This window comes from Vibrio sp. F13 (assembly GCF_020806305.2).
GTDB lineage: Bacteria > Pseudomonadota > Gammaproteobacteria > Enterobacterales > Vibrionaceae > Vibrio > Vibrio crassostreae_C.
This window is the reverse complement of the sequence record NZ_CP170175.1, coordinates 2,992,244-3,004,730: the sequence shown is the minus strand read 5'-3', so window position 1 is coordinate 3,004,730 and position 12,487 is coordinate 2,992,244. Positions and strand designations below refer to the sequence as shown.

General features: G+C 44.2%; 10 protein-coding genes. 6 read left to right on the top strand and 4 right to left on the bottom strand.

The features are described from left to right. Both nrfC and nrfB read right to left on the bottom strand, forming a co-directional pair. Positions 1-687, bottom strand: a complete 687-nt coding sequence (gene nrfC, locus LMH68_RS13865) for a cytochrome c nitrite reductase Fe-S protein (RefSeq protein WP_061040186.1) — start codon at positions 685-687, stop codon at positions 1-3. Positions 688-690: 3 nt separating this feature from the next. Continuing rightward, on the bottom strand, positions 691-1,275 hold the full coding sequence (gene nrfB / locus LMH68_RS13860; protein ID WP_008222036.1) for a cytochrome c nitrite reductase pentaheme subunit: 585 nt from the start codon (positions 1,273-1,275) through the stop codon (positions 691-693). Positions 1,276-1,757: 482 nt separating this feature from the next. Between nrfB and nrfA the strand changes: the two genes are divergently transcribed. After that, positions 1,758-3,188, top strand: a complete 1,431-nt coding sequence (gene nrfA, locus LMH68_RS13855; RefSeq protein WP_229647076.1) for an ammonia-forming nitrite reductase cytochrome c552 subunit — start codon at positions 1,758-1,760, stop codon at positions 3,186-3,188. Positions 3,189-3,313: 125 nt separating this feature from the next. After that, entirely contained in the window at positions 3,314-3,658 is a 345-nt protein-coding gene (locus LMH68_RS13850) for a rhodanese-like domain-containing protein (RefSeq protein WP_017063559.1), read from the top strand. Positions 3,659-3,683: 25 nt separating this feature from the next. Here LMH68_RS13850 and LMH68_RS13845 read toward each other — a convergent pair whose 3' ends face one another. Further along, a complete protein-coding gene (locus LMH68_RS13845; RefSeq protein WP_136973602.1) occupies positions 3,684-4,313 on the bottom strand; it encodes a tetratricopeptide repeat protein in 630 nt (209 codons plus the stop codon). A gap of 169 nt (positions 4,314-4,482) precedes the next feature. Next, entirely contained in the window at positions 4,483-7,125 is a 2,643-nt protein-coding gene (gene gyrA, locus LMH68_RS13840) for a DNA topoisomerase (ATP-hydrolyzing) subunit A (RefSeq protein ID WP_017072500.1), read from the bottom strand. Between the two features lie 258 nt (positions 7,126-7,383). Between gyrA and ubiG the strand changes: the two genes are divergently transcribed. The 4 genes from ubiG to yfaE all read left to right on the top strand — a co-directional run bounded on the left by ubiG (position 7,384) and on the right by yfaE (position 12,433). Beyond that, positions 7,384-8,127, top strand: a complete 744-nt coding sequence (ubiG, locus tag LMH68_RS13835; RefSeq protein ID WP_170926849.1) for a bifunctional 2-polyprenyl-6-hydroxyphenol methylase/3-demethylubiquinol 3-O-methyltransferase UbiG — start codon at positions 7,384-7,386, stop codon at positions 8,125-8,127. A 508-nt stretch (positions 8,128-8,635) separates the two neighbouring features. Beyond that, a complete protein-coding gene (gene nrdA, locus LMH68_RS13830) occupies positions 8,636-10,918 on the top strand; it encodes a class 1a ribonucleoside-diphosphate reductase subunit alpha (RefSeq protein WP_017060992.1) in 2,283 nt (760 codons plus the stop codon). 103 nt (positions 10,919-11,021) lie between these two features. After that, complete coding sequence (gene nrdB, locus LMH68_RS13825; protein ID WP_017063554.1) at positions 11,022-12,155, top strand: class Ia ribonucleoside-diphosphate reductase subunit beta; 1,134 nt, start codon at positions 11,022-11,024, stop codon at positions 12,153-12,155. Beyond that, positions 12,155-12,433: a class I ribonucleotide reductase maintenance protein YfaE gene (yfaE, locus tag LMH68_RS13820; protein ID WP_010438115.1), complete on the top strand. Its 279-nt coding sequence runs from the start codon at positions 12,155-12,157 to the stop codon at positions 12,431-12,433. The genes nrdB and yfaE overlap by 1 nt, the downstream gene beginning before the upstream one ends. The last annotated feature ends 54 nt before the right edge of the window (positions 12,434-12,487 follow it).

Genomic DNA, 12,487 nt, shown 5'->3' with positions numbered 1-12,487 from the left:
TCAAATCTCCCCTTTTTGGTGTGGCACTTTATAGAGTTTTGGCTGAGTACCTAGATAAGCTTTATCTCTGTAAACCACCTCAGATTGAAGCACCTGGTTTATCTCACTCTCAGGGTCATTTAGATCGCCAAAGACCAGCGCATTGGTCGGGCAAGATTCGACACAAGCAGGCAACTTCCCTTGTGCAAGATTGGTATCACGACAGAAGTTACATTTATCTGCGGATTTGTTCTCAGGATGGAAAAAGCGCACTTGATATGGGCAAGCCAATAGACAATAACCACAACCGACACACTTCTCTTGATGAACGTCGACAATGCCGGTTTTTTCATCTTTGTAGGCCGCGCCTGTTGGGCAAACCATCACACAAGGTGCGTTATCACAATGCTGGCAAGAGTTACGAGTAAAACGGTAATCAACATTGGGATATTCGCCTTGGGGCTCACTCTTAATAATTTCTAAGCGCGATACACCTTCAGGTACTTTGTTTACTTCACGACAAGCTTCTGTACAAGCTGTGCAACCAATACACGCGGTTTCGTCATGAATCATTCCATAACGTTTAGCCCCATCCTCTTGAACATTGGCCAACGTTTTACGACTTGTCACCGCTGCGGTTCCCGCAACACCTGTAGTAAAAATAACGGCACCCGCGCCAGCTAAAAAGTTTCTTCTTGAGCAGCTCATAGATTACTCCCCTTCTTTCTTCTGGTTGAAGTCTGAATGGCAATCCACACACAGCTTGATGGTTTGCTTCTTATCTAAGCCAAGCACCTTCGCTTCACTCGCATGCACATCGTGACAGTTTGAACACGTTAAGTTTTGCGCATGAACGTCGTGGGTCCAGCTCGCTTCGCGCAGATCATCAGGCTTATGACAATCTATACATTGGCTGTTGGCATCTAGGATTAAGCTAGGATCGAGGAAAACCTTTTCGGTTCCGGGTTGTGATTGAGCCGCGCGATACTTCACCACCTCAGGTGCACCATCACGGTGATCGGGGCCAATAGAACTATGACAATCTGTGCAATTCACTTCACGGCCAAGCAAAGCGTGCGCACTCTCACCATGTGAACCAAATACCGTTTCTTTAGAATCTTTATGGCATTGGACACACTTGTAATCTTTGTCACGTATTAATTCGACTTCATGTCTTGTTGACTCTCCTACTGGCGTAACAGCAGGCTCTGCAACAGCATGAATGGAATAACCATAGAGGCAGAATGCTAGAAGGGATTTAAGCATTATGACTATGGCCAATTTAATATTGCCCATTTTATCCTTTCCTTATACCGGCATTATTTAACTCTCAACTAAATAATATTCCGGTTAAACAAAAGTACCCTTAAACGATATTATTACCGCTTAAATGATATCAATTCTTATTTTGGATAAGCCACAACGCTTTCTATATTTAGAATATACCCCTAATTAGGTAAAGCGAAATATACAAAGGGTAATATGTGAACACAATCACCCTATTTATAGTGAGGGCATGTCGGGTAATTATTTGTTATATATGATAATAATTCTCAATAAGACCAGTCTAACTTGATGTCCACATACCCCTTTAGGGTTATATAAACTTCAACGTGATTGAAGTCACTGTCATTAATTGATCTAAAACAAGCAAACATCCGACACGTAACAAAATGTGTTTATTTATGAATTAATATAAACAGCAATTCTCCAGTTCTTAATTTGAATAGCAAACTCACAACGCTTGGTATAAAAATCAGTATATTGGAGATATCACTGTGAAAAAGCATTGGATACGTAATTCCGTCACAGCATTATTAATGGTTAGCGCATCACTAGTAAGCGCGACCAGTTTTGCTGCGTCTGAACAAAAAGAAATTGGTGATCCTCGTAACGACCAGTTCGAGCAAAACCACCCTGATCAATACCACTCATGGAGACAAACGTCAGAAAGTGAAACTATTGAAGATGCGCTAAAAGAAGATCCAAATATGGTGATCATGTGGGCTGGCTACGGGTTCGCAAAAGACTACAACAAAGCGCGCGGCCACTTCTATGCGATTGACGATGTAAGACAAACCTTGCGTACTGGCGGTCCGACCGACGAAAGCTCAGGCCCTATGCCAATGGCGTGTTGGAGTTGTAAAAGCCCAGACGTAGCACGTGTTATCGAAGAGCGTGGTGAAGACGGTTATTTTGAAGGTAAATGGGCACGTCTTGGCAACGAGATTGTGAATCCTATTGGCTGTGCAGATTGTCACGATACCCAAAGCGAAGGCTTTAAAAATGGTGAGCCAGCACTGAAGGTGACACGCCCTTATGTTGAACGTGCATTTGAAGCGATTGGTAAAAAGTTTGATGAGCAAAGCCGTTTAGACCAACAAGCTTCTGTTTGTGCTCAGTGCCACGTGGAATACTACTTCACAGGGCCAACTAAAGGCGTGAAGTTCCCTTGGGACAAAGGGACTCGTGTTGAGCAAATGGAAGAGTATTACGATGGAATCGGCTTTAAAGATTGGACGCACAAAGTATCGAAAGCGCCAATGCTGAAAGCACAGCACCCAGGCTTCGAAACATGGCGCGAAGGCATCCACGGTAAGAACAAAGTCGTTTGTGCTGACTGTCATATGCCGAAAGTGACCAAAGAAGATGGCACCGTTTATACCGACCATAAAGTGGGTAACCCATTCGACCGCTTCGAAGATACCTGTGCAAACTGTCACACTCAATCTAAAGAGACCATGCGTAACATCGTTTCAAGCCGTAAAGCGCAAGTGCTGAACATGAAGCTGACTGCTGAGAAACAAATCGTAGCCGCTCACTTTGAAGCTGGCGCAGCATGGGAAGCGGGTGCGACCGAGCAAGAGATGGAACCTATCCTACTGGATATTCGTCATGCTCAATGGCGCTGGGACTACGCTATTGCATCTCATGGTGTTCATATGCACGCCCCTGAAATCGCTCTAGAAGTACTAGGTACTGCCGTTGACCGCGCAGCCGATGCTCGAACTAAGATTGTTCGTCTACTGGCGAAGAAAGGCATCACTGATCCAATCGAGATTCCAGATATTTCGACCAAAGAAGCGGCTCAAAAAGCGCTTGGAATGGACATGGATAAGATGAATGCTGAGAAGCAACACTTCTTAGACACCGTGGTTCCTAAGTGGGAAGAGCAAGCTGAAAAGCGTGAAGCTAACTACGAATACTAGTTCCTTCAAATAGACCAATAAGATAAAACCAGTCACACTGTAAAGGTGTGGCTGGTTTTTTAGATTTGGGCGCACTCAACCGTCCCAATTTCACATTACCTTTTAGCTAATTCAAGGAACAAAGAATGAAGCACTTACTTTCGCTTTCGGCATTATGCATCGCATTAACAAGTTCAGGACTTCACGCCTCAGAACGAGCAGAAACTGGGTGGGAAATGATTGAGGAAGGTGCGCTGGTCGTTGATGTCAGGACACCAGGAGAGTTCAAGCAAGGTCATCTGGACAATGCGATTAACTACCCTCTTTCTGAAGTCGCTACGCACTTTGCCAGCATAGACAAAGCTCAACCTATCGTTTTGTATTGCCGCAGTGGTAACCGCTCAGGACAAGCTTACCAGTATTTGAAAGCTCAAGGGTTTACACAGATCCACAACGCTGGCGGTTTAATTGAGATGCAAGAAAGCAAATAATCTCGAAATTACAGATAGTGCCCGTTTAACGGATCATTTGCTTAGCTTGGTTGATCGAATGGATAATAGAGACACGATCAATGCCTTTCTGGTTAGAATCGAGAATTTGAGTCCAAGCATCGATCGCTTGTTGGTAGCGCATACTGATGAAGTGATCGGTCGCTATCAACATCAATGCCGTACGATCGTTGGGATCAAGCTCCATGGATTGATTTAAGAGCACTTTCACATCATCACTCATCGCCTGTGAACTTAGGTAATACAAGGCGCTCGCTTTAGCTGCATAAAGCCCTGAAGGCGCCTGTGGGTCTAAACGAATCGCATAGTCGTAACAGGTAAATGCAGCGTCAAACTCCCCTTTCTGCATATAAACACCACCAAGCTTAAACCAAAGGTCTGATTGATTAGGGTCCTCCTCCAGGCTCTGCTGAAGTTCATTTTGGAAATCTGTTGCTGTATAGCTGCTGTCGTCACTTGAAGTAAGTTGAGGGGCTTCTTGTTTCATCTGAGACCAAACCAGAATGCTGGCTAATATCGCCACACATGAAATAAGGAGGTTGCCTTTAAGATGACTGGTTTTTCTGTTTGATGCGATCACGATTGCCACTAGAAATAGGCTCATTAGCAGCAAAGCAATCAGTAACCAGATATCCATTCCATTCTCCTTTCATTGACGCTTTACTGTACCTTTTTCTCACTAAAACAATATTGATCGAGGTTTAGCTATTGGCTTTTAAACAAGTCACAGCCAAATTCTAGGTAATAAAAAACCGAGCACAATGGCTCGGCTTTTTGTCTCAACTTCTATTTATAGAAGTGAAAGATTACTCAGTGTCTTGCTCGCTATCAGAAGCGTCTGATGCTTGCTCTTCACTTGATTCAGAAACGACTGCTGCTTCAGCGTTTGCTACTTCAGCTTCGCCTTCAACAACCTCAGCTTCTTCTACTTCGTCGATACGTTGTAGACCTACAACGTTCTCGTCGTCAGAAGTACGAATCAGTGTTACACCTTGAGTGTTACGACCAACTTGGCTCACTTCCGCAACGCGAGTACGTACTAGCGTACCTGCGTCGGTGATCATCATCATTTCGTCGCCTTCTTCAACTTGAACAGCGCCAACAACTGGGCCATTACGTTCAGAGACTTTGATAGAAACCACACCTTGCGTTGCACGGCCTTTCGTTGGGTATTCAGCTAGTTCAGTACGCTTACCGTAACCGTTTTGAGTCACAGTTAGGATATCGCCTTCGTTAGAAGGAACAATCAACGATACTACTTGATCGTCTTCTGGAAGCTTCATACCACGAACACCAGAGGCAGTACGGCCCATTGCACGTACTTTGTCCTCGTTAAAACGAACAACTTTGCCCGATTTAGAGAACAGCATGATGTCGCTATCACCGTTAGTGATGTCAACGCCAATCAGTGAATCATCGTCACGTAGGTTAACTGCAATTAGGCCGTTAGCACGTACGTTTGCGAACTGATCCAGTGATGTCTTCTTAACAGTACCGTCACCCGTTGCCATGAAGATGAATTTCTCGTTAGAGAACTCAGAAACAGGCAGGATAGCCGTGATACGCTCACCTTCTTCTAGAGGAAGAATGTTAACGATAGGCTTACCACGAGCAGTACGACTTGCTAATGGCAGTTGGTAAACTTTCAGACGGTATGTCTTACCACGAGTAGAGAAACATAGGATGTTATCGTGAGTATTAGCAACAAGCAGACGCTCAATGTAATCCTCATCTTTCATCTTAGTTGCACTCTTACCTTTACCACCACGACGCTGAGCTTCGTAGTCGCTTAGGATTTGGTACTTAACGTAACCTGCGTTAGAAAGCGTTACTACAACGTCTTCTTGAGCAATCAGCTCTTCCATGTCGATGTCATGAACTGCCGCTGTGATTTCTGTACGACGCTCGTCGCCATAGATTTCACGTACTGCTTCAAGTTCTTCACGGATAACTTCCATCAAACGCTCAGTGCTTGCAAGAATGTGCATTAGCTCAGCGATTTCTTCTAGAAGGGCTTTGTACTCGTCTAGAATCTTCTCGTGCTCAAGGCCTGTTAGGCGGTGAAGACGAAGTTCTAGAATAGCTTGTGCTTGTGTTTCCGTTAGGAAGTATTGACCATCGCGGATGCCGTATTGGTCTTCTAACCAATCAGGACGAGCTGCGTCAGTACCTGCACGCTCAAGCATTGAAGCAACGTTACCAAGATCCCAACCACGAGACACTAAACCAACTTTAGCTTCTGCTGGTGTTGGCGCGCTCTTGATCAGTTCAATGATTTCATCAATGTTAGCAAGTGCTAGAGACAATGCTTCAAGGATGTGTGCACGGTCGCGTGCTTTCTTCAATTCGAAGATAGTACGACGAGTCACAACTTCGCGACGGTGGTCTACGAAGCACTTAAGCATGTCTTTGATGTTGAACAACTGTGGTTGACCGTTATTCAACGCAACCATGTTGATACCGAAAGTCGTTTGCAGTTGAGTTTGAGCGTATAGGTTGTTAAGAACCACTTCGCCTACTGCATCACGCTTACATTCAATAACAATACGCATACCGTCTTTATCAGACTCGTCACGCAGTGCACTGATGCCTTCTACTTTCTTATCTTTAACCAGTTCAGCAATCTTCTCGATCAAACGAGCTTTGTTTACTTGGTAAGGGATCTCAGTAACGATAATGGTTTCTTTACCATTCTTCTCTACTTCGATATCCGCTTTTGAACGCATGTAAACCTTACCGCGGCCAGTCTTGTAAGCATCTACGATGCCTTTACGACCACTGATAAGTGCTGCTGTTGGGAAGTCAGGACCAGGGATATAGTCCATTAGCTCATCAATAGTGATATCTTCATTATTGATAAATGCTAAACAGCCATCAACAACTTCACCAAGGTTATGTGGTGGGATGTTGGTAGCCATACCTACTGCGATACCAGAAGCACCGTTTACCAATAGGTTAGGAATTTTTGTAGGAAGTACTGCTGGAATTTGTTCTGTACCATCGTAGTTCGGTACGTAATCCACAGTTTCCTTATCAAGGTCAGCCAGGAGCTCGTGAGCAATTTTCGCCATACGAACTTCGGTATAACGCATTGCAGCCGCGGAGTCGCCATCGATAGAACCAAAGTTACCTTGGCCATCAACTAGCATGTAACGCAGTGAGAACGGTTGCGCCATACGAACAATAGTATCGTATACAGCACTATCACCATGTGGGTGGTATTTACCGATTACATCACCTACTACACGAGCAGACTTTTTATATGGTTTGTTCCAATCATTACCTAGTACATTCATCGCGAACAAAACGCGGCGGTGTACAGGTTTTAGGCCATCACGCACATCTGGAAGGGCACGACCAACGATGACGGACATCGCGTAGTCTAGGTATGAACCTCTAAGCTCATCTTCAATATTTACGGGCGTGATCTCTTTCGCTAGATCGCTCATAGAGCCATTTTCCCTCTATAGTCAGATCGTATTTTTGAATACGTATAAGACCGAAAAATATAACACAAATTTACCTACGGAGGCATCACTTTCCCTCTCCTTTTACCATCTTGTGACCCTTGTAGCCAATCAATTGATGAGAAATTGCACCTCCGCATCATATCTTGCTGAAACATGGTCACTTTACATCCAATAAACTAGCAAAATTGTAGATCTTCTGGTCAGCGCGAAAAGGCAAGTTATAATGCCTGCAATTTCATGGATGCATTATTTAACTTGGAAATGCCGATTATGACTAAATCACAGAACGTAGACCCAGCAGAAATCAAGAAATTCGAAGACATGGCGTCACGCTGGTGGGATCTAGAAGGCGAATTTAAGCCACTACATCAAATCAACCCACTGCGACTAAATTACGTATTAGAGAAGACTGAAGGCCTATTTGGTAAGAAAGTCCTCGATGTTGGCTGCGGCGGCGGTATTCTTGCAGAAAGCATGGCGGTTGAAGGTGCGATAGTGACAGGCCTAGACATGGGTAAAGAACCGCTAGAAGTCGCGCGCCTTCACGCATTAGAAACGGGCACCAAGCTCGATTACATCCAGAGCACTATCGAAGACCACGCAGAACAGAACCCACAGACGTACGATGTGGTAACGTGCATGGAAATGCTTGAACACGTTCCTGACCCACAATCTGTTATCACTGCCTGTTCGAAATTGGTGAAACCGGGCGGCCACGTGTTCTTCTCTACCTTGAACCGTAACTTCAAATCTTACCTGTTCGCTATTGTTGGTGCAGAAAAGCTACTTAAGATTGTTCCTGAGGGCACTCATGAGCACGAGAAGTTCATTCGCCCTGCAGAACTTATCAAGATGGTCGATAACACTCCGCTGCAAGAACTAGGGATTACAGGGCTGCACTACAATCCTCTTACGGACACTTATCGTTTAGGCACAAATGTAGACGTAAACTACATCGTCCACACGCAAAACTTTGGCTAAAAAATATCGGTAGCCCTACCGTAAAACCTTTTGTAAAAAAGACGAATGAAAAGAGTTGCAATTACCATAACTTTGCGACTTTTTTCAGTCTAAATTTCGTGCGCTAGCTTCCATTTTGACCACCTCGATTTAAATTTAATCGCCTAAAATCAATCGCCCATTTTGGCCAAAGATCAAGGAATTTTTTTTTATGGGCGTGCAAAAATAAAGCATCATTAAAAGCCGACTTTTATACAATCAAGTCACATATAACCTCATCAGTTAGTGGTCACTTACAGTTTTTTTTCAATCCACCACTTATCCACAAGCAACCCCATTTCTTTACCTTGAAAAATATCAGTTGTAGCACTATCTTGTAACCCAACAAACAAATGACCCCTATATGTTGTGTTTGAACTACAATGTATGGGTAGACCAAGATCACAAAGCCGAAACGTAATTTACAAAAATTACACAGAAATACACAAAAACACGGCCTTGTTCAGTTTTGTTAGGGAAATTAAGCAGAATGAACCAACAACTTACTGTTACCAAGCGTAACGGGCGCAAAGAAACGATCGATCTAGAGAAGATCCATCGCGTGATTACATGGGCAGCTGAAGGCTTGCACAATGTTTCTGTATCACAAGTAGAATTGAAAGCTCACATTCAGTTTTACGATGGCATCACCACTACTGACATTCATGAAACTATCATCAAGTCAGCAGCGGATTTAATCTCTGAAGAGACTCCTGATTACCAATATCTAGCAGCACGTCTGTCTGTATTCCACCTACGTAAAAAAGCGTACGGCGAATACGAGCCGCCTGCACTGTATGACCACGTTGCAAAACTGGTTGATATGGGTAAATACGATAGCCACCTTATGGAAGATTACACGAAAGCTGAATTCGAAGAGCTTGACGAGTACATCGACCACAAACGTGACTTAGACTTCTCTTACGCAGCGGTTAAGCAGCTCGAAGGTAAATACTTCGTGCAAAACCGTGTAACGAAAGAAATCTACGAGAGTGCTCAGTTCCTTTACATTTTAGTTGCTGCGTGTCTATTCGCTAAATACCCGAAATCGACTCGTCTTGACTACATCAAACGTTTTTACGACGCATCGTCTACGTTTAAGATTTCTCTACCTACACCGATCATGTCTGGTGTACGTACGCCTACTCGTCAATTCAGTTCTTGTGTACTGATCGAGTGTGGTGACAGCCTTGATTCAATCAACGCGACAGCAAGCTCAATTGTTCGTTACGTATCTCAACGTGCTGGTATTGGTATCAACGCAGGTCGTATCCGTGCGCTTGGTTCTGAAATCCGTAATGGTGAAGCGTTCCACACAGGCTGTATCCCTTTCTACAAATACTTCCAAACAGCAGTAAAATGTTGTTCTCAAGGTGGTGTTCGTGGCGGTGCAGCAACGGTATTCTACCCACTATGGCACGGTGAAGTTCAGTCTCTATTAGTACTGAAAAACAACCGCGGCGTTGAAGAGAACCGAGTTCGTCACATGGATTACGGCGTACAGCTGAACAAGCTTATGTACTCTCGCCTAGTTCAGGGTGGCAACATCAGCCTGTTCTCACCTTCAGACGTACCTGGCCTTTACGATGCGTTCTTCGAAAACCAAGACCGTTTTGAAGAGCTATACGTTAAGTACGAAAACGATCCTTCAGTGAAGCGTGAAACGGTTAAAGCCGTTGAGCTTTTCTCTCTGCTAATGCAAGAGCGTGCTTCTACTGGTCGTATCTACATTCAGAACGTTGACCACTGTAATACACACAGCCCGTTTGATTCTGAAGTAGCACCTGTTCGTCAATCGAACCTATGTCTAGAAATCGCGCTTCCTACTAAGCCACTTTCTAACGTAGAAGATGACGAAGGCGAAATTGCACTATGTACGCTTTCAGCATTCAACCTTGGCGCAATCAATGAACTGGACGACCTAGCAGAGCTTTCTGAGCTGGTTGTTCGTGCTCTAGATGCACTGCTTGATTACCAAGACTACCCGCTTCCAGCTGCATACAAGTCGACAATGAACCGTCGTACTTTAGGTGTAGGTGTAATCAACTACGCATACTACCTAGCGAAGAATGGTGTTAAGTACTCTGATGGCAGCGCGAATGGCCTGACTCACCGTACTTTTGAAGCAATTCAATACCACTTACTAAAAGCATCTGTTGAACTAGCGAAAGAGCAAGGCCGTTGCCCATCTTTCCACGAGACCAACTACGCGAAAGGCCTACTGCCAATCGATACTTACAAAAAAGATATCGACTTAGTATGTGAAGAGCCACTGCACTACGATTGGGATTCTCTACGTGAAGAGATCATGGAGCACGGTCTGCGTAACTCTACGCTAACAGCGCTTATGCCTTCTGAGACATCGTCTCAAATCTCGAACGCGACTAACGGTATCGAGCCACCACGTGGTTACGTATCAGTGAAAGCATCGAAAGACGGCATCCTTAAGCAAGTGGTTCCAGATTTCCTAAATCTTAAAGAGAACTACGAGCTACTTTGGAACATTGGTTCTAACGACGGTTACCTACACCTAGTGGGTATCATGCAAAAATTCGTTGACCAAGCTATCTCTGCAAACACTAACTATGACCCAAGTGTTTACGACAGCGGTAAAGTACCAATGAAGAAGCTGCTTCAAGACCTACTAACAGCGTACAAGTACGGTGTTAAGACGCTTTACTACCATAACACTCGTGATGGTGCTAAAGACGACCAAGGCGATGCAGTTCAAGTGCCGGAAGAAGATTGTGAAGGCGGCGGTTGTAAGATCTAAACCGCAATAAACATTAAGACCCCAGAGAAGAGTTATCTTCTCTGGGTTTAAAGCATTAACAGGGTCCGTTTTATTACGGGTCTTTAAAGGATTTGAGGCATTTATGGCTTACAGTACTTTTTCTCAGCAAAAAAATGACCAACTAAAAGAACCAATGTTCTTGGGTCAGTCGGTAAACGTTGCACGTTACGACCAACAAAAATTCGAAATCTTCGAAAAGCTTATCGAGAAGCAGCTTTCTTTCTTCTGGCGTCCAGAAGAAGTAGACGTGTCTAGCGACCGTATCGACTACAACAAGCTTCCTGAGCATGAAAAGCACATCTTCATCTCTAACTTGAAGTACCAAACGCTTCTAGATTCAATCCAAGGCCGCAGCCCTAACGTTGCCCTACTTCCATTGGTATCTCTACCAGAAGTTGAAACTTGGATTGAAACTTGGTCTTTCTCTGAAACGATTCACTCTCGTTCTTACACGCACATCATCCGTAACATCGTGAATGATCCAGGCGTAGTATTCGACGACATCGTTGAAAATGAAGAGATTCTGAAGCGTGCTAAAGACATCGCTTTCTACTACGACGACCTAATCAAGCTAACGGCTGACTACCACCGCTACGGTGAAGGCAACCACAGCATCAACGGCGAAGACGTTAAGATTTCACTTCACGACCTGAAGAAGAAACTTTACCTATGTCTAATGTCTGTAAACGCACTAGAAGCGATTCGTTTCTACGTAAGTTTCGCATGTTCATTTGCATTCGCTGAGCGTGAGCTAATGGAAGGTAACGCGAAGATCATCAAGCTAATCGCTCGTGATGAAGCCCTTCACCTTACTGGTACACAGCACATGATCAACTTGCTACGCAATGGTCAAGATGATTTTGAATTCATGCAGATCGCTGAAGAGTGTAAGCAAGAGTGTTTCGACCTATTCAAAGAAGCGGCTGAGCAAGAGAAAGAGTGGGCAGAATACCTATTCAAAGATGGCTCTATGATTGGTCTGAACAAAGACATTCTTTGCCAATACGTTGAGTACATTACCAACATCCGTATGCAGGCTGTTGGCCTAGGTACGGCTTACCCAGCAGCAACGTCGAACCCAATTCCATGGATCAACGCTTGGTTGTCTTCAGATAACGTTCAAGTTGCTCCACAAGAAGCAGAAATCAGTTCTTACCTAGTTGGCCAAATCGACAACGAAGTAAAAGCTGACGACTTTGAAGGATTTGAGCTGTAATGCCAACAATCAAAATCAACAAACTGACTTCAATTGAATCTAACCCTTCAAACACTCTGTTGGAAACAATGGAACAAGCTGGGTTAGAGCCAGAATACAACTGCCGAGATGGTCACTGTGGCGCTTGCCGCTGCACGTTGGATTCTGGTGAGGTCGAGTACGTTGGTTTTGCTATGGCTTACACGCAAGGTAATGAGATATTGCCTTGTATCTGTAAAGCAAAGACTGAGCTATCGCTGAGTAACGTTATTCATAGAAACAAGCAAAAACGCGCATAAGCCAGCTGGCTTTAGGTCACTTTGTTCGAATATCGTCAATAAGAATCAAAAAAG

Coding starts and splice junctions, on each gene's coding strand:
- nrdB (WP_017063554.1), top strand. CDS start 11,022: ATGGCTTACAGTACTTTTTCTCAGCAAAAAAATGACCAACTAAAAGAA.
- nrfB (WP_008222036.1), bottom strand. CDS start 1,275: ATGGGCAATATTAAATTGGCCATAGTCATAATGCTTAAATCCCTTCTA.
- yfaE (WP_010438115.1), top strand. CDS start 12,155: ATGCCAACAATCAAAATCAACAAACTGACTTCAATTGAATCTAACCCT.
- LMH68_RS13845 (WP_136973602.1), bottom strand. CDS start 4,313: ATGGATATCTGGTTACTGATTGCTTTGCTGCTAATGAGCCTATTTCTA.
- ubiG (WP_170926849.1), top strand. CDS start 7,384: ATGGATGCATTATTTAACTTGGAAATGCCGATTATGACTAAATCACAG.
- gyrA (WP_017072500.1), bottom strand. CDS start 7,125: ATGAGCGATCTAGCGAAAGAGATCACGCCCGTAAATATTGAAGATGAG.
- nrfC (WP_061040186.1), bottom strand. CDS start 687: ATGAGCTGCTCAAGAAGAAACTTTTTAGCTGGCGCGGGTGCCGTTATT.
- LMH68_RS13850 (WP_017063559.1), top strand. CDS start 3,314: ATGAAGCACTTACTTTCGCTTTCGGCATTATGCATCGCATTAACAAGT.
- nrdA (WP_017060992.1), top strand. CDS start 8,636: ATGAACCAACAACTTACTGTTACCAAGCGTAACGGGCGCAAAGAAACG.